The sequence below is a fragment of the Bartonella sp. ML69XJBT genome (assembly GCF_028618515.1).
In the GTDB taxonomy this organism is placed as follows: domain Bacteria; phylum Pseudomonadota; class Alphaproteobacteria; order Rhizobiales; family Rhizobiaceae; genus Bartonella.
Genome location: NZ_JAQITB010000006.1, coordinates 12,183 through 34,751, shown reverse-complemented (window position 1 = coordinate 34,751; position 22,569 = coordinate 12,183). Strand labels below are relative to the sequence as shown.

The following is a 22,569-nucleotide window of genomic DNA, read 5'->3' as shown; positions in this document are numbered from 1 at the left end:
TGGTTTGTTAAATTTATATAAAATACTGACGTATTTGAAAATACATTCAATTTTTATTGTTTTTAGTAGCTTTATGTTTTTTCATAAAAAAATATTTTATACTATCTCTCGTTATGTTTCCTCGCTATGCTTTGAACAAACAACCTCTGTTTTTTATCTGTAGTTGTAAAACTTTCAAAGTTTGTTTTTCTTCATTCTCATCGCAACTGTATTGTTATCTATATCAAGAAAACTTAAAATTCTGCTTTGGACTCTTTGCATACCTCATCATTTTGTATTGACATGCAAATACCTCTTTTAAACACTTTGTTCCATTAAGTTTGTTCCTAAAAATGTTTGTGAAATAAACATCAGCACTCTTTTGAGCGCCTCCTGTTCATAGTCTAACACCTCATAGATGTATATGGCATTCAATATTGTAAATTCTCCATGTTTCAACTTAACTTGGAAAAATATATATTCAATATACTCATGATGTATCAAATACCTTCATCAAACCTGAAGGATAAATATCTTTACATAAATTGGAAAGCGCCAAATCTGCGCCTCACCCTTTGTAAAACGCGCATCACTGACTTTTGAAAACACCCCGCTGTAACCGCCTACTCGCTCCCCATACTTAGTACGATTACCTATTTGTATTATTCTATTATATATAGTTTTTTTTTGCAAGAGCAATAAATCCATCTGGACAGAACCTTACAATTGTAAGCATTCTCCCTCCTCATAGAAATATTTCACCAAACTGTTTTAATAACTAATCATATTTTAACAAACCAATATAGAAACATACCTTCCATCAAGTGAACTGACAGTATTATGATCATGATTTGAAATTTGAAAGATAATACATCACTTTGAGAATTCAATTAAAAATTTTATGCTTTATAAGAATATTTCAAAAAAATGTAGTTATTAATTGTCAACACAAAATCTATATATTGTGTTTTTATATTAAAACGTCTCATAATTAGTGTATATAAGAAAAATGTACTACATATTGATATAAACAATAAAACTCAAAAATATAGTTATTAATAAAATTTTTATTACTGATCATAGATAATAAGAAATTAGTATTATATATTTTTATAAAAATAATACTAATTTAAAAATAATATCTACTGTCTTGGTAATTATTCATAAATCTTAAGAAGAAAAAATAATTTTTCTATAATTACTAATAATAAAGCATTTATTATTTTATAATAAATTATTGAATTGACTTTTTGTTTATACAAGCCTTTAATATTTTTTTCTACTTCATAGTAGCTGCTTTCATTTCTAACAAATATAGAAAAATCGTTAAAAACATATCTTTGCGATTGACAACACAAACAATTAAGCCAACCATATCCTTGCGAATAAAAATTCTTTAAATGGGGGGAACGCAAATGTTATAATTGTAATCAATTTCTTCAATCAAGTTTCTTCATTTTTATTTGCAGCATCTCGATATAAAAGCAGTATTATATCTCTCCTTTATTCAAATGTGCGTGCTAATAATTTGCATATATCACCCTTAATACTGCAACCTTTTTTGAACTTTGTGTCTATAAGGAAAAAAATTATGCAGAAAAAGATTCCATCAATTAGTTGCAGCCCCTTTCCAGCTTCACGTAAAATGTATCAACAAAGCCCTCTTTTTCCTGATGTGCGTGTTCCATTACGACAGATTTCCCTGACCAATGACAGCGGTGAAGAACCTTTAAACATCTACGATACTTCCGGCCCATACACCGATCAAAATATCATCATTGATATTACAAAAGGCTTGCCCGCAATTGGCTCACCTTGGCTTGCTAAACGCGCTGATACTGAATCTTATCCTGCACGATCCATCAAACCTGAAGATAACGGATTAACCTATGATACGCCTTCCACACCAAGCTTTGAACAAAAGCGTCCTATCTTGCGAGCCCAAAATGGCAAAGCAATTACACAAATGGCATATGCACGTGCTGGTATTATTACCGAAGAAATGGAATATGTCACTATACGAGAAAATGAAGGAAGCATAATAAAAGATCAGAAAAACATGCTCTCAAATGAAAAATTTAATGGATCAATACCCCAATTTTATACTGCCGAATTTATTCGCAATGAAATTGCCCATGGGCGTGCTATTATTCCTAAAAACATTAATCATCCAGAGTGCGAACCAATGATTATTGGACGCAATTTTCGTGTTAAAATTAATGCCAATATTGGTAATTCAGCCGTGACATCCTCTATGGCAGAAGAAGTTGATAAAATGGTTTGGGCCACTCGTTGGGGAGCTGATACAGTAATGGATCTCTCAACAGGGCGAAATATTCACAATATTCGTGAGTGGATTATTAGAAATTCACCTGTTCCAATTGGGACAGTTCCTCTTTATCAAGCACTCGAAAAAGTACAAGGTATTGCTGAAAATTTAACATGGGATATTTTTCGTGATACCCTTATCGAGCAAGCAGAACAGGGTGTTGATTATTTTACTATTCATGCGGGCTTAAGATTAGCATTTATTCCTCTCACCATTAACCGCGTAACAGGTATTGTTTCACGGGGTGGTTCTATTATGGCAAAATGGTGTCTCCATCATCATAAAGAAAGTTTTCTCTATGAACATTTTGATGAGATTTGTGATATTGCACGCACCTATGATATCTCTCTTTCCTTAGGAGATGGATTGCGCCCTGGTTCCATTGCCGATGCCAATGATGAAGCTCAATTTGCTGAACTGAAGACTTTGGGAGAATTGACAAAAATTGCTTGGGAAAAAGACGTACAGGTTATGATTGAAGGACCTGGACATGTTCCCATGCATAAAATCAAAGAAAATATGGAGCAACAATTAGAACTCTGTCATGAAGCACCTTTTTATACTTTAGGCCCACTTACCACTGATATTGCTCCTGGTTATGACCATATTACATCAGCAATTGGAGCAGCTATGATCGGATGGTTTGGAACAGCTATGCTCTGTTATGTAACACCTAAAGAACATCTAGGACTCCCCGATAAAAATGATGTTAAAACTGGCGTGATCACTTATAAAATTGCTGCCCATGCCGCAGATCTTGCCAAAGGATTACCTAGAGCACAATTGCGCGATAATGCTCTTTCACGTGCACGATTTGATTTTAGATGGCATGATCAATTTAACCTTTCTCTTGATCCAGATACAGCCTGTACCTTTCATGATGAAACCATGCCTAAAGAAGCTCATAAATTGGTACATTTTTGTTCCATGTGTGGACCAAAGTTCTGTTCTATGCGTATTTCCCATGATATTCGCGATACAGTCGTGAGAAAAACAAAAGATGAAGGTATGATTGCTATGGCAGAGAAATATCAAAAGAATGGTGACCTTTATATGGAAGTCGCGCCTCTTCAAAAAAAGAGAGTAAACAGTTGAAAAATATTCTTATCAAAGGTGCAGGTGTAGGAGGGTTAACAGCTGCCTGTATGTTACAACAAAGGGGTTTTTCTGTTACTGTCTCAGCACCCCCTCATTCTCCTATAGGGACTGCCAGTTGGTATGCCGGAGGAATGCTAGCGCCTTACTGTGAAAGAGAAAACGCTGCACAAATTGTCGAAGACATCGGCATACAAGCTATAGAATGGTGGCATAAAATGCTTCCTCATCTTGTTATACAAAAGGGTACTTTAGTGGTTGCACCCGCACGAGATAAGGGAGAACTTGAACGATTTTCAGCGCGTACACATAGCCATAAAATTCTAAATGGTGAAGAAATAGCACATCTTGAACCAGATCTTGCAGAACGTTTTAATAACGCACTTTTTTATGAAAATGAAGCACATCTTGATCCTCGTAAAGCACTTATCACTTTAAAAGAAGATCTTATAAAAAATGGAACATGTTTTGTTGATGTGGAAATATCTGAAACAGATTTTGATCTTATCATTGATGCAACTGGAATAGCACGTTTAGGAAAAGACAAAAAGTTACGCGGCGTACGTGGTGAAATGCTTCTCGTACGTAGCAGAGATATTAAAATTTCTCGTCCAATTCGTCTTCTTCATCCACGGTTTCCTCTCTACATTGTCCCACGGCAAGAAAACATTTTTATGATTGGTGCAACAATGATTGAAAGTAACTTTGATGGTGCCATTTCGGTAAGATCAATGATGGAATTGCTCAATGCAGCTTATACCTTGCATCCTGCTTTTGCTGAAGCTGAAATTATTGAAACTGGTGTTGGTGTACGACCATGTTATCCTGATAACTTCCCTTCAGTATGCAAACATGGTAATCGTATTTTTATTAATGGATTTTATAGACATGGTTTTCTTTTGTCTCCAGAAATGGCAAAACGCACGGTGAAATTGGCATTGGAATAAAACATGCAAATATTTGTCAATGGTGAAACAATTCAAACAGAAGTTATCACTCTCAATCTTTTACTTGAAGAATTGGGTTATAAGGGAAATTGGCTCGCTACCGCTGTTAATGCAGAAGTTGTTCCTGTAAGTGAGCGAAGCAAATTTATCTTGCATGAAGGTGATAAAATTGAAATTTTAAGCCCAATGCAAGGAGGCTAAAACGATGCTGAATCTTTATGGACGTAAATTCTCTTCTCGTCTTATGTTAGGTACAGCACAATATCCCTCACCCGCAATCCTTCGTGATGCTATTTGTAAATCGGGTACAGAAATTGTAACAGTTTCATTGCGCCGAGAAACAGCCGGTGGCAAACAAGGTGGACAATTTTGGCAATTTCTGACAGAACTGGATATAACAGTGCTTCCCAATACTGCTGGTTGTTACACTGTTAAAGAAGCTGTTACAACGGCAAAACTTGCACGAGATCTCTTTAAAACCTCTTGGATTAAACTCGAAATTATCGGCAATCCCGATACCCTACAGCCAAATGTCTTTTCCCTCATCGAAGCAGCGCAAATTTTAAACAGTGAAGGTTTCAAAATTTTTGCCTATACAACCGATGATCTCATTGTTGCTGAAAAACTTCTCGACGTTGGATGCCAAGTTATTATGCCTTGGTGTGCTCCTATTGGATCTGCCAAAGGTCCTCACAATACTGATGGACTATGTTCTATTCGTGCCTACCTTCCTGATGTTACACTTGTTATTGATGCCGGCATTGGGCGTCCATCACATGCTACTATTGCTATGGAACTTGGATATGATGCAGTGCTTCTTAACACCGCGGTTGCTAAAGCAGGTGATCCTGTCTTAATGGCTGAAGCATTTTCTAAAGCGATTCAGGCAGGACGTATGGGATATAAAGCAGGACTTCTCGAAGCACGCAATGTCGCAGTTCCTTCAACACCCGTTATTGGAAAAGCCGTCTTTTCATGAAACTGGATCCTTTTTATCTCATTGTTGACAGTGCGGATTGGGTCGAACGTTTGGTTCCTCTTGGCATAAAACTCGTACAGTTGCGTATGAAAAATGAAAATCTTGAAACAATCACTCAACATATTAGGCGTGCAAAAAACATATGCGATAAATGGGGAGCACAACTCATTATTAATGATTATTGGACAATAGCTATTGATGAAAAATGCCATTTTATTCATCTTGGGCAAGAAGACTTAAGCAATGCTGACCTTGCCGCAATTCGTAAAAATGGTATAAAGTTTGGTCTTAGTACCCATGATAACCGAGAATTGAACATCGCACTTTCTGTTCATCCTGATTATATCGCTCTTGGTCCTATTTATCCAACAATCTTAAAAGAAATGAAATGGAATCCTCAAGGGCTAGAAAAAATCAAACAATGGAAACAACGGATTGGTACCTTACCTTTAGTGGGCATTGGTGGTTTAACACCAGAACGTGCTGTTGGTGTTTTGAAAGCAGGTGCCAATAGTGCTGCTGTTGTCACCGATATTATCCTCCATAAAAAACCTGAACAGCGTGTAAAGCAATGGATAAAGGTGACGCAAGCATGGCGTTAAAGCCTTCTATTCTTATTGTGGCAGGCACCGATCCAACGGGAGGGGCCGGTATTGTCCGTGATATAGAAACAGCAGCACATTTTCAAGTAAAAGCCAATTTAGCCATTACCTGTGTTAACGTCCAAGATGATAATCACGTTGCTGAAATTGTTCCAATGAGTGAAAAACTCGTTGCCGCACAAATGCGCAGTGCTCTAGAAGCCTATCCAATCAGTGCAATAAAAATCGGCATGACAGGTACAAAAGCAATTATAGTAGCAATCTGTAATGTGCTCGAAGACTATCCCCATATTCCAGTTATTTTTGATCCTGTACTTGTTGCCTCATCAGGGGGACAATTAACAACAGAAAAAATTATAGACGTTATGATCAATAGACTTCTCCCTCATGTTGATCTTTTAACACCCAATAGAGAAGAACTTGCTCTTCTCAGCCAAAGCCCATTGGCATCTCATGATAAGCAAGCAATACAACAAGCGAAAAAAATTCTGTCGTTTGGACCACACTCTCTTTTGATAAAAGGTGGACATGCAGATGGTCCCCTTGCAACGGATAGCTTCATTGATAAAAATGCAATCATCAATATTTCTACTCCGCGCCTAACAGTCACAATGCGTGGAACAGGTTGTATCCTTTCAAGTGCTATTACAGCGCAATTAGCATTAAATGAATCTATGATTCAAGCCATAAAAAATGCAAAAGCATATATTCACACATTACTGTTAAATCATCATCAGAAATATTCTTAAAAATTCAGTATGATGTCATAATCTGTTGCTCACTTTTACATTTTATATAGATTGTTTTTTATAAATATGTCTGTAGAGATACTGAATTATTTCTGTTAAGATAAAAGAATATTTCATTTTTGATTAAAGTCTGAGAAATATAACAATGTAAGAATTCTTTTATGAGCTTACAGAGTTATAATGCTATTGTCTGAATTTATACCCCTTGCATTAAGTAAAGAAATAGTACAGAGTATTCCAGTTGTCTTAACTGATAAGATAACCCATTAAGAATACACAAAACTGCGAGTTTCCCTATTTTAGAGTTTTTCTTTTTTGTCAAAAAAAGGCTATCATTGTTTCAGATATAAATTTACCAAAGGACACATCAAAAGCTTGAAGAATAAGGTTGTCTGGTCTATTGTTTATAGATCATTAGAAAAGGTAAAATGCTAAATCAAACATCATATTCAATCTCATATGAAGAACTTTTAAACTTTTATAAAGAAAGTGGTGCGGATGCTGTTCTAACAGATGTACCTATTGATCGCTTTAATCAAGCTGCTTGCTTAGAAAAAAAAGCAACACAAGCAGTAAATGTTTCTCATAATCAACAAACATCACCAACGATCAAGTTAGAGAAACAGACATGGCTTCACCCCACTATTATGCAAGGTGAACTTTCCGCTATAGAAAGTGCCAAAAGTGCAAATACACTTGACGAACTAAAATCCGCTCTTCTCGCATTTAACGGCTGCTCATTAAAATTAACAGCAAAAAATACCTGTTTTTCAGATGGAACAGCGGGAAGCCCGCTTATGCTCATAGGAGAAGCACCAGGACGAGAGGAAGATATACAAGGACTTCCTTTTGTAGGAAAAGCAGGAATGTTACTCAATAAAATCCTCGCATCAATTGGCTTAACAAGAAATAATGTTTACATAGCCAACACTATCCCCTGGCGTCCACCAGGAAATCGCACACCAACGCCAAGAGAAGTCACGTTATGTCGCCCTTTTATTGAACGGCAAATTCATTTAGCTAAACCTCGCATTCTTGTCGCACTTGGCGGTATTGCCACACAATTTTTGACAGGCGCGCAAAATGGAATTATCCGTACTCGAGGGAAATGGCACACCTATGAGAGCGAAGACAACATAAAAATCCCTGTTATGCCAACCTTTCATCCTGCTTATCTTCTCCGAACGCCTAGTCAAAAAAAACTTACATGGATAGACTTTTTAGAAGTAAAAAACCGTTTAGATAGCCTTTTGTAAGCCCTTAAGCTTTACCTTTTCTTAAAATATTAACATTTTTTCAGTTCTTTAATTTTTAAAATACTCGTCAGGAAAAATTATGCCACAATCAGCCGTCCCCATTTATCGTTTAGAAGATTATCAACAAACCCCTTATACTATTCCCAAAATACAATTGCATTTCCGTTTAGCACCAACAAAAACTTCTGTTACAGCGATATTGTCTATTGAACCTCGTCAAAATACAAAAGAATTCACACCTCTTATCCTTTCTGGTGATGATCTTACCTTAATTTCTGTCGCTCTTAATGGTGAGGAATTATCTGAGAATGCTTATAAAGCTACTCCTTCACGTTTAGAAATTACCACCCCACCAGCTGTTCCTTTTACATTGCAATTGGTTACCGAACTGAATCCTGAAAGCAATCGCCAACTTATGGGGCTTTATCTTTCAAATGGTGTTTATTGTACACAATGTGAAGCGGAAGGTTTTCGTCGCATTACTTACTTTTATGATCGTCCAGATATTCTTTCTACCTACAGGGTAAAAATTGAAGCAAATTCTCACACTATCCCTATTTTACTTTCCAATGGAAACCTCGTCGAAATAGGTACTCTTGAAGATAATTATCATTTTGCCATTTGGGAAGATCCTTATCCCAAACCATCTTATCTCTTTGCTCTTGTTGGTGGTAATCTTGATAAGTTAGAAGACCATTTTATAACTGTATCTGGTCGACGTATCGAACTTGGTATCTATGTTGAAAAAGGAAAAACCAAACGTGCAGCCTATGCAATGGATGCTCTTAAACGTTCCATGCGTTGGGATGAACAACGTTTTGGACGCGAATATGATCTTGATGTTTTCAATATCGTTGCTGTTTCCGACTTTAATATGGGTGCAATGGAAAACAAAGGGCTTAACATCTTTAATGACAAATATGTTCTTGCCGATCCTGAAACAGCAACTGATCAGGATTATAGAAATGTTGAACGCGTTATTGCGCATGAATATTTCCATAATTGGACTGGTAATCGTATTACTTGCCGTGATTGGTTTCAGCTCTGTTTAAAAGAAGGCTTAACTGTCTATCGTGATCAAGAATTTTCCTCGGATCAAAATGTTCGTAGCTTACAGCGCATTGAAAATATAAAAACATTGAAAGCTATGCAATTTACTGAAGATTCTGGTCCTCTTGCCCATCCTGTACGTCCTCGTCAATACAGCCAAATCAATAATTTTTATACCACGACCGTTTATGAAAAAGGTGCAGAAGTTGTTCGCATGGTGCATACTCTTTTAGGCCCTACTCTCTTTCGTAAAGGAATGGATCTCTATTTTCAACGTCATGATGGACAGGCTTGTACAATTGAAGATTTTATTGCCTGTTTTGCTGAAGTTTCTCATCAAGACTTCTCACAATTTATGTTGTGGTATGAACAAGCGGGAACACCTCATGTAGAAATTGATCACCATTATAACGATGGCATTTTAACAATTCATGCAAAACAGCATATTCCAGCAACACCACAACAAAACACAAAAAAGCCAATGCTTATCCCTATTGCATTTGGTTTGTTAGGACATCATGGACAATCTCTCAGCTATGAAGCTGATGCGGATATTCAATCAGGCATTATGCTTCTATCCCAGGAAAAGCAAACCTTTATATTAAGGGGACTGCGCGAAAAACCTGTTTTATCACTGCTAAGAGATTTTTCTGCACCTATCAATCTACAAACTCCATTCAATGAAAGCGAACTCATCTTTCTTGCACAAAAAGATGACAATCAGCTGAATCGTTGGCAATCGCTGAACCATTTGATGACGCAAGCTCTGATTCAAGCTCTTCAAGATAAAACACAAGGAAAACAGGATATGCCTCCTGCTTTGCTAAAATTGATCGAAAACATCCTTACAGATGAAAGCCTTGAGCCAGAATTTCGTGCATTTTGCTTAAGTTTACCAAGCGAAGTTGAGCTTGCCCATATAATTGGTAAAAATGTTGATCCAGAGCATATTCACCATGTACGCAATCAGTTTTTAGCTTCCCTTGCACATACACATCAAGTGCTTTTCACAAAAGTTTATATGCAAATGGAGAACAATGAACCCTATTCACCTAATACTGCACAAGCTGGAAAACGAGCATTACGCAATATAATACTCGACTATCTTTCCATAGCAGAAGCCAAGCCACACCGTGCTGCCACACAATATGCAACAGCTGATAATATGACTGACCGCATGGCTAGTATAACCATTTTAGTACGGCGCTTTAACGAAAGTGAGCAAGCGCAAAGCGCCTTAAATGATTTTGAAACCCGATATCAACATGACCCTTTGGTTATGGATAAATGGTTTTCTATTCAAGCAATGGTTGCAGGAGCATCAACACTTGACCATGTTCAAAAACTCATGCAGCATCCGCTTTTTTCACAAGATAATCCTAATCGGGTACGAGCTTTGATTGGTGTCTTTGCCTCTTACAATCTCACGGGTTTTCATAGAGTTGATGGTGCCTCCTATCGTTTTCTTTGCCAAATCATTTTGGAAATTGACAGAAAAAATCCACAGCTTGCTTCACGATTACTCACCATGATGCGTTCTTGGCGACAATTAGAACCCATTCGGCAACAAAAATTTGAGACCGCATTAAAAAAAATTGCAGAAGCCCCCCAATTATCAAGTGATGTGGCTGAGATTATCTCTCGTCTGCTCGCTTAAAGTATAAAAATATTTTATAATCAGTATGTTATAATATAATTGATAATATAATATCAACGCATTACGCGAAAATAATTAGCCTATAAACAGGTTACTTCCACCTGTTTATAGGCTATTTTGAAGTTCTTTTTTTTCATAATCCACATTCCATAAAAGTAAAATAGCTTTTTTTAAAAAAAGACTGGACAGAGGACTCCTGTTTTGATTCATTGCACCCTATGGGGTTTTACTATGAATATTGAAACAGTTTTTAAAACGCATTATTCCATAATTAAAGGAACGAGCAATGGCTGAACTGGATGCATATAGTGCACCAACACAGGTGTGTGCTGATTCAAAGTCAAGTGCTCAAAATCATAAAGCACGAACAAAGCGTATCCCTCTACTTTTGAGTTTAGCCTATCAAAAACTGCTCTTGATTGAACCGTGGCTGCGACGTTCAGTTCTCTTTGTTATTATGGCATTTCTTGTTGTGCTGGCAACAATTCGTTTTGTATCAATCTATGATTGGCGTCATGCTCTTGAGAACAACACACGCTCTACCCTTACTTTGTTAGCCTCTCATATCAGCAATACAATTGATCGTGACCTGCTTGCAACTCCTGAGAAAAGAAAAAACTCCCCTCTTTCTCACAATCATTTGCAAAATATCCTTACCAATTTATACAATCAAGGTCTTGTTAGCCCCAATACTATTATTGCTATAATGGATCAAAAAGGCACTGTTTTAGCTTCATCTAGTTCAGAGATCATTTTAGAAAAACCCTTACAGGATTTTACCTCTGAAAGTATTGCTTTACAATCTCTTGGACAACATGCTGGAATTATGGAAATTACCATAGGAAAAGATGTTCCTGCCCTTGCTTCATTTCACCAAACAGAAAATGGACAATATGGCGTCTTTATCAGCGAAAAGAAGCAACATACCTATATGGAATGGCGCAAAGTTTTCTCTTTAAATATAACTCTTTTTATAGGAACTAGCAGTGTTATTCTAGCGCTCCTCTATACTTATTACAATCAAATTGTGCGAGCACGCAAGACAGATTTAATTTCAGAAAAAATTCAAAATCGCATTGATATGGCAATGATGCGTGGACGCTGTGGGCTGTGGGATTGGAATATGGCGAGCGGGCGCGTTTATTGGTCACAGGCAATATATGAAATGCTAGGCTATGTGCCTCAAGATGCACTGCTGTCAATTTCGCAAATTACCGCCATTATCAACCCAAATGATGCTAATTTTTTCGATCTTGCGCAAGAATTGATGAGTGGTCAGAAAAAGCATATCGATATTAATGTCCCCATGCGACATGCCGATGGTCACTATGTATGGATGCGTATTCGTGCGGAAGTAACAGATGAAGAAGAACCCCATTTGGTTGGTATTGCTTTTGATATTAGTGAACAGCGTCAACTGGCAGAAGAAACAGCGCAAGCTGATCTCCGTATCCGTGATGCTATTGAAAATATTTCAGAATCTTTTGTATTATGGGATGCAGAAGAGCGTTTAGTTATGTCAAATAGCAAATTTTGCGAATATGCCGCTATCCCTAAACAGGTTTTACAATCAGGAATCCAACGTGCAACCGTTGAAGCCATGGCTCGTCCAGCAATCAATGAATATCCTCTCAAAGATGATGGCGCTGGGAATCTAACCAGTATTCGCCAAACTGCAGATGGTTGTTGGCTTAAAATTAATGAACGGCGTACTCAAGATGGAGGACTGGTTTGCATTGGTACAGATATTTCTGAACTTAAACAACAACAAGAAAAATTTGAAGACAGTGAAAGAAGGCTTTTTTCTTTCATTCAAGAACTCAAACGTGCTCGAGGCAGTGCACAACAACGTGCAACAGAAGTGGAAAAACTGAATAAAAGTCTGAAAGCAGAAAAAGAGCGCGCTGAAAGTGCTAATAAAGCTAAATCAGAATTTTTAGCAAATATGTCCCATGAATTGCGCACTCCACTTAACGCTATTCTCGGCTTTTCAGATATCATGTTGCAATCCACCTTTGGTCCTCTTGGATCGCAACGCTATAAAGAATATATGCATGATATTTACAATTCAGGAGCCCATCTTCTAACCCTTATCAATGATATCCTTGATATGTCCAAAATTGAAGCTGGAAGATTTACCCTTGATTGTAAAAATAGTGATCTAGAGCCAATTATTAGCGAAGCAACACGAACACTCGCACCACAAGCACAAGAAAAAAATATTTCTATCACAACCAATATTGCCCCAGAACTCCACGCAGAAATCGATGGACGTGCCATGAAACAGATCTTCCTTAACCTTATCTCTAATGCGGTTAAATTCACACCTGCTGGTGGACGTATTGATGTGTGTGCTTTCAAGAAAAAAAATAATCTTATCTTTAAGATTAAAGATACAGGTGTTGGTATTCCTCAATCAGCAATAAAAAAACTTGGGCAACCTTTTGAACAAGTTGAAAATCAACTCACAAAAACCCATACTGGATCAGGTCTCGGGTTAGCCATTTCACGCTCCTTGCTAGAACTACATAAAGGGAAACTTGAAATTATCTCTAAAGAAATGAAAGGTACAACCGTCATCATTACAATGCCAATTCAACAAAGTTAAATGTGTTTTAAAGGCCTTCACCTTTTTCTCGTTGTAGCAAAATCTTCTTCCGCTCAATACCCCAGCGGTATCCAGAAATAAATCCATTCTTACACACCACACGATGGCAAGGAATGATTAATGCTAACTCGTTAGCTGCACATGCATTCGCAACTGCACGAAAAGCATTTGGCATACCAATGCGTTGCGCTAATGCTTTATATGAAATTGTTTCACCACAAGATACTTCACATATGAGCGACCATACTTTCTTTTGAAAAACTGTACCATTTATATCTAAAGAAAAATCAGGTTTCTTTGCTAACTTCGGTGTTTCTATCATTGCGACAATACGTGTAACTTCCCTCTCAAATGTACTATCATCATCCACTTTTCGTACATCAGAAAAACATGCCGTAAATTCTCGTAATAATTGTTCTCTACTCTCTCCTAATGCTATATTACAAATTCCTTTATGAGACTTTGCCACCAAAAGCACTCCTATTGATGTGCTTTTCAGACAAAATATTCTCTGTTGCAGAATTTTTAACATTTTACTTTTTTGATATTTTTTAATATTTGAATAGATTCAATGAAATAAAGCAAGAGAATTTTCTTATCACACTCTTTACGCGATAAAAGAGAAGCCACCTGAAATTCGTCTCCTCAATCATTCATTTTCAATTATACTTTAATCATTTGAAAAATGAAATCATAAAATAAAACAATAAAAAACTGGATTCTCTTCACGGCTTTGTCCTTATGACTGCAAGAAACCAAATAATCACCTTAAAGCGTGGAATTCTAGTATATGAGAACGAATTCCGTAGATCTTTTTATTTAAAACGCAAAAAATTGTTATCTTTTGGCAAAACATTATTCCGCACAGCATGAGAAACATAAAAAAATCTCTCAAAAAAAGAATAAATGAAACTTTCATGAGACGGTTATTTATTATACCGCCTTCGCGCTTTAAAAGAATTTGAAAATGTTTAAAAGGCGATCTTAATAACTCTATCGAAAAGGAAAGAAAACTATCATATAAACGTCATTGCTGAGTTTGTGATAAAATTCGTGTGTTTCAAAATGCACGGGTGTATGGAAAAGTAAAAAGCTTTTTTTGACATCTATGGCAATGTATATGTTAGCAATGCTGTGATTATTGGAGATAATGCACAAATTTATGATAATGCCTGTGTGAATGAACGTGCTCATATCACTGATGATGCTCCTATCGATGACAGTGCAAAAATAAGTGGCGCTGTTCGCATCTGTAATAAATCTTTTGTGTATTTAATAATGCCGCTGTTTGTTGCTACCGTATCTGGCTATTCTTATACTCATAGTGCTATTTCTTATAACAGCTGATAATAATATTTCAGATGAAGCATTTTCCAGATTTTATAATGAAGCTGATTTCTATTACTCATCATCAAACACTCAAAAGTTAGGTATTCGATAATATTTTAAAATATATTGATATAGATTTTTTCGATTCATTTGTTTTTACAAACTCTATTTACTATCCTATTCATCGAGTTTGCTATTGCAAAATGCTCTATATTTGTAACATATTTCGTTATCTAAACAAAATATTTATGACATACAAAAGAGAAAAGACTATTACTCAAAATAAGATGATATTTTTCTTTTTAGAAATATTCTCCAGCATATATCTGAAAAATAAAAGCCCCATTCGAAAATGGGACTTTAAAATCATTTCATTGTGAAACAGTTTAAAATTTATATGCTACGCCAACACGGAAATCATTCGTTTTATAGCGCATTTCAACTTTATCATGTACGAACTTCTTCTTGCCGAAATCTGAGTAACGGTATTCCGCACGCATAACAATATTATCGGTCATTGCAAAATCAACACCGCCTCCAAGAGTATAACCAATCATGGTCTTTTTCTCATCTTCCAACCAGTCAGAAAGGTTAATTGCTCTCTTTTCTATATCAGAATCCTTGGAAAAAATACTACGAAGCTGCGTATAAGCAATACCTCCGGCCACATAAGGCATAAAACGATCAATAGAGACACCAAATCTCACCCGTGTAGCACCAGTCCATTTTTGTTTTAGAGTATGATAGATAATTTCAGAAGATGTCTCTGGAGGAGGAGGAGAAGGGTCTTCTCGAGAACCTTTCGCTCTCATTGATTTTTCTGAAGATTGTGCTGCTTCCTCAGTTTGACTCCCTTTTGGTGAACCTACCTCCTTTGTATCCTTTTTATTAACCCACATGATATCCGTATCAATACCTACAATAAAACCATTGTCGACATCAATATTGGAACCTGCATAAATACCACCTATAAAACCGGAAAGTTTAGGTAAATATTCCTTGTCAATCGGAAACCATTGCCCTGTCTTCTCATCTCTTAAATAATTTGCACGGGTTTTACTTGAAAAATTACCAATTTGACCTCCAAGGTAAAAACCAGTCCAAGAAAAAGATGGAGCTGCAATAATAGGTACAACAGATGCCGGCTGTTCTGGTATCCTAATATCCGCTGCCTGTACTACAGAAATTAAAGTTAAAGAAAAAAGAGAAGTTGTGATTAAGTATTTTGTAGTCATAATTGCTCCCCTAAAAGCTAATGTGACATGTAATAATGAAATATTTTCATATTTTTTTCAAAAAATCTGTAGTAAAAATGATACAGTCATAGAAAAAATTAAATCTCTTTTGAAAACAACAAGCATTTTTTAGGAAACTATGTTGTAATGGCTCTTTTTAAGCCATTATTATAATTTAGATTTATTTTCTATATTATGTGAGAGGTTTTCGTCTCAATTTTTGAAATTTGATAAAGAAGTTGGCTAGATCATTCATCAAGCTTTCTGTCTTACTTTTTCCCAGTATAGTTTCATTATCAGTGTGGTAGAAAACAATACTTATAACCTCATGATATTTTATCTCAATTTATGTCGTAAAAATACTTGCTCAATCTCTTTTGAAAAAACTTTGTAGTCTCCTTTAAATTCTGCTTAAATTCATGAAATGTATTTGATTTAATATGCGTTCTAGGTGAATAAGCACTCTCGTGCCACAATACGCATTCAATGGAAAAGCTAATAAATAATATCATTTACACAAAATTTTAAAAAGCGCATTTCACCTTTCTCAATAAACTATAAAACATAGAATGAATTTACCATAGAAACTCTTTCAGCTTTGTCATTGTACCGTTTAACATTCGAATACCCATCAAAAAATGTTGCTTATCAGAAAAAAACTCTTAAGTGGTCGAGAATTTCTTTATAAGAAAAAATATCTTCAAGAAAACATTCAAGTTTTTTCTAAGTAAGTTTTTATTGGCAATTCTGAAAAAATGATTGTATCTAACATTTCATCAAAAACATGGGATGTACATATAATAATTTCTGCAAGACGTGGAGAAGCTCCCATGATAATTACCAACATATCTAAAAGAGAAGGATTAGACTGTAAAAGACTAAAAAGCTGAATTTCTAAAGGCAATTCTTGTAAAAAATTGTCAAAACATAACATCACTTCATTCGCCCGTTTTGTCGCGCTAAAAGCTTTCAAAAGTGCAGATGTTGATTACGTCAATTTCTCACGCACTTGCGTCTATTGTGTTGCTTTATAAAACCTAAAACGGAGTATGCGCATAATACGAAAAATATCACTCGCTCTTTCAAAACCTAAAGGGCTTATTGCCAATTTTAAAACCAAGTTCTTGCTCGTTCTCAAACAACACCACATAATGTTTTTCAACAACCTAAAGCGCTTTTAATAAATTGCGGATAAAACTGTTCCTCTCTTGGTTACCTCTTCATTAGGCAACACTGGTAAATTGAGAAACGTCTTTTGAGAGAAGATGCTATTATTGATTGGTAAGTATCTAAATACGGTGTTCCACATTTCATGAAAAACTGTAATTTTTTATAAGGCCACTTCTCGTTTTATCCCTGTTTCAATCAAACGTGCAAAATTCTGTTAACATTGAAACTGTCTGACGTCTCCGGCATTGAAGAAAACGTTCACCTGTAATGAGTTGTGTGTTTGAACAAAAAACTCAATCTCACGAATACTATCTCTTTCTAACTGTATATGATGGCCATAAGCCGCAATTTGACTGTAATTTTATACGCATGGATTTGGCGTTTAATTGAATGGATATCAGCAATAGCAGCGTAATCCAAATATTTCCGCCATACATAAGAAAAAAGCTCCTTGAGAAAATTAACCCTACCCTCTTATCTCCAGCAACTGGGTGTGCTTTCATCATAGCTGCTCGCTCCCAATTTCGACTACGCCCCTCATAACAACACAATACAGTCCTTACTGGTAAAGCCAAAGGAGTTCAATTTAGATCTGATCGAAGCCTAAAATCGAGAGGAAAAACATATCCTTCTCCAGCACATTCTTCAATGATACGGATTAATAGACGTAGCATTTTAGAAAATAAATCTATGCTCTCAGAAAGATTCTCAATACGAGATGACATTTCATCAATGAAAACAATACGATCAATCTCAGAAGAATAATTAAATTCTTCTGCCCCTAACTTTTCCATTCCTAAAACGATTAAGCCACAATCTTTTTCTACACTCTTACGGCTTAACAAATTTATTTTACCATGTTCATGTACTTTACTTAAAAGAAAACGTAGAGCTACACCTAATGCAGCTTCTTCCAAACCTGTCAACCAAACGCACGAGGCTTCGTAACAAGCCGGCACCATCGTTATATTTGCCAGCCCCCAATGTTGCGACAGCCCTTGCATTAAGACGGTTCATAAGGGCTATTTTTAGTCCTTTCTTATACAAATTTTATCCACATACTGATCCCGCTTTTGACGTGCAAGCGAATGATTTTGTTTGATGCAACATAAACAGATTTGAAATGAGAGAATCTTATTGTATCCAAGCTTCTAATTCAATATGAATAACGCTAAATTATCATTATAAATCAATATGTTATATTAAGTAAACACCACATTTAAATCAGCTAAAGAAATGAGAACATGTGCTTCCCGTCTTTTGCGCCTTAAAGCAATCATTGGTGACGTTTCGTGTATAGTTTCACTCTTATCAATAAGCACAATGTCATCTATAATTTCGTTTAGCCTTGTTTCTCTATCAATAAGGACCTCAGATCAGGTGGATTGGCCATTAAAACTTCACATAACAAAGATGATAAGATCATCACCGCACTTATAAATTTAATCTGCTTTTCCTTATCTGCAATAAAGGAAACAAGTGACTCTCAATTTTCTTTTCTTGCTTGTTCTTCAATTTCTTTCATCCATCGCAAACCTCTGTTATCAAGAGTCTATAAGGGGAGAAGCTGTGTTTTTAAAAAAGCATTTTTCATCTATTCCCTTGAAAAACATCTTCGCTTCTTTCTCTTGCTTTATACTCTAGGGGAAAATAGTCATCGATATATCAAATTATGAAACAGAAATATTTTTTAAGGAAATAATAAAACAGCCCTCAACCCTGGATTTGCATTTTCAAGTAACAATTCACCTCCGTGAAGTTTCATAACAGCTTTTGCGATACTTAAACCAATACCAAAACCAGGCTGTGTACGACTTTCTTCAAGGCGAACAAAGCGTTCTGTTACTTTTTCACATTTATCCGCTGCAATTCCTGGACCATTATCGCTTACAACAACCAACAAACGCTCCCCACGATATTCCATCGATAAGAAAACCTTTGCCTCCCTTCCATCTTTAGGGGCATATTTAATCGCATTATCAATAAGATTAAAAATCGATTGTGCAATAAGCTCACGATTTAATTTCAGCTCTTTATCAAATGTATCCCCTAACCGAAGCACAACACCTGATTCTTCAGCAAAAGGTTCATAAAGTTCAACGGCATCTTCAAGGATCAGCTTCATATTCATAACCTCAAGATGTTCAATTGCACTGCTGGCTTCAATACGCGAGATCATCAAAATCGCATTAAAAGTACGAATAAGTTGATCTGATTCAGCAATAACAGTATCAAGTGCTTGACGATATTCAAGCTTTGTCTTTTGCCCAGAAAGCGCTTCTTCAGCCCGATTTCTAAGGCGCGTTAGTGGTGTTTTTAAATCATGAGCAATATTGTCAGATACTTGACGCAAACCAATATTCAATTCTTCAATGCGATCTAACATAACATTAAGGTTAGCGGATAATCGATCAAACTCATCCCCTACTCCAGAAACAGGTAGCCGCCCACTGAAATCTCCCTCCATCAAACGCTGTGAGGCAGCTGTGACATGATCAATCCTTTGTAATGCTCGCCTCCCAACAAAAAACCATATGAGTAAAGCCCCTCCAACCATTGCAACAAGAGCAATCATAACTGCTTTACGAATAACCGCCGCAAAACGTTCTGGCTCGTCTAAATCTCGTCCTATAAGAACCTTCATACCATTGGGTAAATCAAAAACAATTGCCAAAGCGCGATGTTCACTTGTTTTGCCATGTTCTCCAAAACGTGAATATAAAAAGGAATTGGCAATCAAGCCATTATGATTCAAAAGTCCTAATTCAATACGTGCAACATTGCCTGCTAAAATACGCCCCATAGGATCAGCAACAAGATAAAGAAAAGCCCCTGGTTGACGAGAACGATAATCAATCGTGCGGATTAATAAAGGAAGTCCACCATAATTATAAGAATCTTCGATATATCTTAATTCTTCATGTAAGGCTTGCTCTGTTTGCTCTGTTAACAACGAAGCGGAAAAATCCGTCATATAAAGAGAAAGTCCTGTTGCAACCAACCCGAACAATAAAATATAAAGTGCTGAAAGCCTTAACGCTGTTGTACGCATAATATTGAGCAGACGATTCATATTTTTTTATCTGGTGCTTTCAGCATATAACCAGCTCCCCGCACAGTGTGGAGAAGGGGGACATCAAAATCTTTTTCAATTTTTGCTCTCAAACGAGATATATGAACATCAATGACATTTGTTTGCGGATCAAAATGATAATCCCAGACATTTTCCAAAAGCATAGTACGTGTCACAACTTGACCAGCATATCGCATCAAATATTCAAGGAGACGAAACTCTCGTGGTTGCAGGAGGATATTTCTGTCACCCCGTTTTACTGTATGTGCTAACCGATCAAGCTCAAGATTGCCTACACAATACACTGTTTCTGCTTCTTTAGGATTTTTCCGACGCTGCAATACTTCAACACGGGCAAGAAGTTCAGAAAAAGCATAAGGCTTTGTCAAATAATCATCCCCACCTGCACGCAAACCCGCCACACGATCATCCACTTGCCCTAAGGCCGAAAGGATGAGCACTGGTGTTTCATTGCCTTTAGCACGCAATTCAGAAATAATAGAAAGACCATCACGATGTAAAAGCATTCGATCAATAACCATGACATCGTAGTTTTCCGTTTCAGCTAAGGCGTATCCAGTATCCCCATCATAGGCAACATCAACCGAATGCCCCGCTTCCAAAAAAGCTTTTTCGAGATAACGCCCCGTCTCACGATCATCTTCGATAACGAGTATCTTCATAAAACGCATCTCCGTTATTTTTATAAAATCGCCTTATAGGACAGAAGTCTACAAAACCTCTGCCCTACTAGCAACAAAGGGTTATTTTTTGAAAATTGGAAGAGCAACAAAACGATTTTGCTCATTTGTTCGTACTTGTAGCAATATGGCTTTTCGTCCTAGCTTTTGAGCATTCTTGATTGCATTGGTAATATCTGAAACCTTTTTAACAGATTTATTATTAACTGTTACAATCACATCACCAGGACGTATTCCCTTATCTGCCGCATCTGAATCCGAATCCACATCTGTTACAACCAACCCTAAACCATCATCAGAAGGAGCAACAATCAAACCATAATCTTCCAATGTCTCATCTGAATCACTATCAGCTCGCTCATTTGAATATTTTGCACTCTCTTTTTTATCTTCATCTTCAGGCATCGAAGCGAGTTTAACCTTGATATTATCTTCTTTACCAGATCTCCAGACTCCCAAGGTTATGGTTTCTCCAGGTTTAATATTGGCAATACGCTTCGCTAGATCACGAGAATCATTAATTTTTTCACCATTCACGGAAAGAATGACATCACCTGCCTTGATGCCAGCCTTTGCTGCTGGTCCTTTTAATGGATCAGTAACCAAAGCACCCTTCGCTTCCTTCAAACCTATCGAATCGGAAATTTCCTTCGTCACAGGCTGAATCTGAACCCCAAGCCAACCACGCTGGACAGAACCTTTTTCGATCAGTTGTTGTACAACTTGTTTTGCTGTTGTTGCCGGAATAGCAAAAGCAATCCCAACATTTCCTCCAGAAGGAGAGAAAATCGCGGTATTAACTCCCACAACTTTACCATTAAGATCAAAAGTTGGACCGCCAGAGTTTCCTCTATTAACAGCAGCATCAATCTGAAGAAAATCATCATAAGCACTCGTACCAATATCACGTCCACGTGACGAAACAATACCTGCTGTCACAGTTCCACCAAGACCAAATGGATTACCAATGGCAATAACCCAGTCACCAACGCGAAGCTTTGAATCATCACCAAAGTCAACATAAGCAAATTTTCTTGTGTCATTTACTTTCAAAACCGCAAGATCAGTTCGCGGATCTTTCCCAACGAGTTTTGCATTTAATTCTGTACCATCATCAAGAATAACAGAATAACTTGTACCTTCAGAAATCACATGATCATTGGTCACAATATAACCATCAGAAGAGATAAAAAAACCCGATCCAAAAGCTATAGGACGCAGTCTATTTGAACGTTGTGAAAACTTATTTTTAGGTTTATCGTTATCAAAAAAATCTTTAAAGAACCTCTTCAAAGGATGTTGATCTGGTAATTGGTCAAAACCAGGACCACTAAAAAAGTTATTAAAGAACCATTCTTCTTTCTTTTTATTGCTTTTTACTTGCACTGCTACAACCGCAGGTTTTACTTGAGCGACAATATCGGCAAATCCCTGCTGTTGCATTAATGAACTAAAGACAGAATTTGCATGAGCCGTCGTTGTCCACAAACTTGATCCACAACCACTAAAAAACAACGCACTTTCCAACGCAGCAGAAAAACTTACTGCAGCTAATGTTTTAAAGAAAGTTTTTTTAACCATTTGGTATATGCTCCTATTCAATCATATTTTTATCCCAATTCCGCTCCCTTATAAAATAGCAGACCTTACCGTTTTCTGTCTAAATTGTTAAAGTTTTGTAAGGTTTCAGTATATAACTACCTATCCTTATCAATAAGGATAAAGAACCAATTGGAACGACTTAAATTTCTCTGCATAAAATATCTCTTTTAACGCAACAGTCTTTTAAACTGTTTCTATGCCTCAGTCT

At 36.6% G+C, this 22,569-nt stretch carries 15 protein-coding genes and 2 pseudogenes; 10 read left to right on the top strand and 7 right to left on the bottom strand.

What is annotated here, in order from left to right:
- Positions 1-1,570 precede the first annotated feature (1,570 nt).
- The 9 genes from thiC to PVV68_RS03265 all read left to right on the top strand — a co-directional run bounded on the left by thiC (position 1,571) and on the right by PVV68_RS03265 (position 13,251).
- Positions 1,571-3,403 (top strand): phosphomethylpyrimidine synthase ThiC, encoded by a 1,833-nt coding sequence (thiC, locus tag PVV68_RS03305; RefSeq protein WP_273720500.1) that lies wholly within the window; start codon positions 1,571-1,573, stop codon positions 3,401-3,403.
- Positions 3,400-4,350, top strand: a complete 951-nt coding sequence (locus tag PVV68_RS03300) for an FAD-dependent oxidoreductase (RefSeq protein ID WP_273720498.1) — start codon at positions 3,400-3,402, stop codon at positions 4,348-4,350. Before thiC ends, PVV68_RS03300 begins: the two co-directional genes overlap by 4 nt.
- A gap of 3 nt (positions 4,351-4,353) precedes the next feature.
- Positions 4,354-4,551, top strand: a complete 198-nt coding sequence (thiS, locus tag PVV68_RS03295; protein ID WP_273720497.1) for a sulfur carrier protein ThiS — start codon at positions 4,354-4,356, stop codon at positions 4,549-4,551.
- A 4-nt stretch (positions 4,552-4,555) separates the two neighbouring features.
- Positions 4,556-5,329: a thiazole synthase gene (locus PVV68_RS03290; protein WP_273720496.1), complete on the top strand. Its 774-nt coding sequence runs from the start codon at positions 4,556-4,558 to the stop codon at positions 5,327-5,329.
- Entirely contained in the window at positions 5,326-5,931 is a 606-nt protein-coding gene (locus PVV68_RS03285) for a thiamine phosphate synthase (protein WP_273720495.1), read from the top strand. The genes PVV68_RS03290 and PVV68_RS03285 overlap by 4 nt, the downstream gene beginning before the upstream one ends.
- A complete protein-coding gene (locus PVV68_RS03280; protein ID WP_273720494.1) occupies positions 5,922-6,680 on the top strand; it encodes a hydroxymethylpyrimidine/phosphomethylpyrimidine kinase in 759 nt (252 codons plus the stop codon). Before PVV68_RS03285 ends, PVV68_RS03280 begins: the two co-directional genes overlap by 10 nt.
- Positions 6,681-7,108: 428 nt before the next feature.
- On the top strand, positions 7,109-7,936 hold the full coding sequence (locus PVV68_RS03275) for a uracil-DNA glycosylase family protein (RefSeq protein ID WP_273720492.1): 828 nt from the start codon (positions 7,109-7,111) through the stop codon (positions 7,934-7,936).
- A 79-nt stretch (positions 7,937-8,015) separates the two neighbouring features.
- Entirely contained in the window at positions 8,016-10,643 is a 2,628-nt protein-coding gene (gene pepN, locus PVV68_RS03270) for an aminopeptidase N (protein WP_273720491.1), read from the top strand.
- Between the two features lie 286 nt (positions 10,644-10,929).
- Entirely contained in the window at positions 10,930-13,251 is a 2,322-nt protein-coding gene (locus PVV68_RS03265; RefSeq protein ID WP_273720489.1) for an ATP-binding protein, read from the top strand.
- A gap of 7 nt (positions 13,252-13,258) precedes the next feature.
- Here the strand turns inward: PVV68_RS03265 and PVV68_RS03260 are convergent, their stop codons facing one another.
- Positions 13,259-13,783, bottom strand: coding sequence for a methylated-DNA--[protein]-cysteine S-methyltransferase (locus PVV68_RS03260; protein WP_273720488.1), 525 nt, complete (start codon positions 13,781-13,783; stop codon positions 13,259-13,261).
- Between the two features lie 602 nt (positions 13,784-14,385).
- On the opposite strand from PVV68_RS03260, the gene PVV68_RS03255 reads away from it, so the two are divergent.
- Entirely contained in the window at positions 14,386-14,598 is a 213-nt protein-coding gene (locus PVV68_RS03255) for a hypothetical protein (RefSeq protein ID WP_273720486.1), read from the top strand.
- A gap of 368 nt (positions 14,599-14,966) precedes the next feature.
- On the opposite strand, the gene PVV68_RS03250 is transcribed toward PVV68_RS03255, so the two are convergent.
- From PVV68_RS03250 to PVV68_RS03225, 6 genes and pseudogenes are all read right to left on the bottom strand, one after another.
- Positions 14,967-15,815 carry an outer membrane protein gene (locus PVV68_RS03250; protein WP_273720484.1) on the bottom strand — a complete coding sequence of 283 codons (849 nt, stop codon included), beginning with the start codon at positions 15,813-15,815 and terminating at the stop codon, positions 14,967-14,969.
- 599 nt (positions 15,816-16,414) lie between these two features.
- A pseudogene (locus tag PVV68_RS03245) lies at positions 16,415-17,932 on the bottom strand (bifunctional [glutamine synthetase] adenylyltransferase/[glutamine synthetase]-adenylyl-L-tyrosine phosphorylase); the annotation flags it as partial.
- Positions 17,931-18,011: pseudogene (locus tag PVV68_RS10695) on the bottom strand (DUF4102 domain-containing protein); the annotation flags it as partial. The pseudogenes PVV68_RS10695 and PVV68_RS03245, both read right to left, overlap by 2 nt.
- Before the next feature lie 664 nt (positions 18,012-18,675).
- Positions 18,676-20,058, bottom strand: coding sequence for a HAMP domain-containing sensor histidine kinase (locus PVV68_RS03235; protein ID WP_273720482.1), 1,383 nt, complete (start codon positions 20,056-20,058; stop codon positions 18,676-18,678).
- On the bottom strand, positions 20,055-20,741 hold the full coding sequence (locus tag PVV68_RS03230; protein ID WP_273720481.1) for a response regulator transcription factor: 687 nt from the start codon (positions 20,739-20,741) through the stop codon (positions 20,055-20,057). The genes PVV68_RS03235 and PVV68_RS03230 overlap by 4 nt, the downstream gene beginning before the upstream one ends.
- A gap of 81 nt (positions 20,742-20,822) precedes the next feature.
- Complete coding sequence (locus PVV68_RS03225) at positions 20,823-22,340, bottom strand: Do family serine endopeptidase (RefSeq protein ID WP_273720479.1); 1,518 nt, start codon at positions 22,338-22,340, stop codon at positions 20,823-20,825.
- Positions 22,341-22,569: the final 229 nt, after the last annotated feature.

Bases quoted from the DNA above. Each gene is read 5' to 3' on its own strand.
- thiC (WP_273720500.1), top strand. From the start codon at position 1,571: ATGCAGAAAAAGATTCCATCAATTAGTTGCAGCCCCTTTCCAGCTTCA.
- thiS (WP_273720497.1), top strand. From the start codon at position 4,354: ATGCAAATATTTGTCAATGGTGAAACAATTCAAACAGAAGTTATCACT.
- PVV68_RS03290 (WP_273720496.1), top strand. From the start codon at position 4,556: ATGCTGAATCTTTATGGACGTAAATTCTCTTCTCGTCTTATGTTAGGT.
- PVV68_RS03285 (WP_273720495.1), top strand. From the start codon at position 5,326: ATGAAACTGGATCCTTTTTATCTCATTGTTGACAGTGCGGATTGGGTC.
- PVV68_RS03280 (WP_273720494.1), top strand. From the start codon at position 5,922: ATGGCGTTAAAGCCTTCTATTCTTATTGTGGCAGGCACCGATCCAACG.
- PVV68_RS03275 (WP_273720492.1), top strand. From the start codon at position 7,109: ATGCTAAATCAAACATCATATTCAATCTCATATGAAGAACTTTTAAAC.
- pepN (WP_273720491.1), top strand. From the start codon at position 8,016: ATGCCACAATCAGCCGTCCCCATTTATCGTTTAGAAGATTATCAACAA.
- PVV68_RS03265 (WP_273720489.1), top strand. From the start codon at position 10,930: ATGGCTGAACTGGATGCATATAGTGCACCAACACAGGTGTGTGCTGAT.
- PVV68_RS03260 (WP_273720488.1), bottom strand. From the start codon at position 13,783: ATGTTAAAAATTCTGCAACAGAGAATATTTTGTCTGAAAAGCACATCA.
- PVV68_RS03250 (WP_273720484.1), bottom strand. From the start codon at position 15,815: ATGACTACAAAATACTTAATCACAACTTCTCTTTTTTCTTTAACTTTA.
- PVV68_RS03235 (WP_273720482.1), bottom strand. From the start codon at position 20,058: ATGAATCGTCTGCTCAATATTATGCGTACAACAGCGTTAAGGCTTTCA.
- PVV68_RS03230 (WP_273720481.1), bottom strand. From the start codon at position 20,741: ATGAAGATACTCGTTATCGAAGATGATCGTGAGACGGGGCGTTATCTC.
- PVV68_RS03225 (WP_273720479.1), bottom strand. From the start codon at position 22,340: ATGGTTAAAAAAACTTTCTTTAAAACATTAGCTGCAGTAAGTTTTTCT.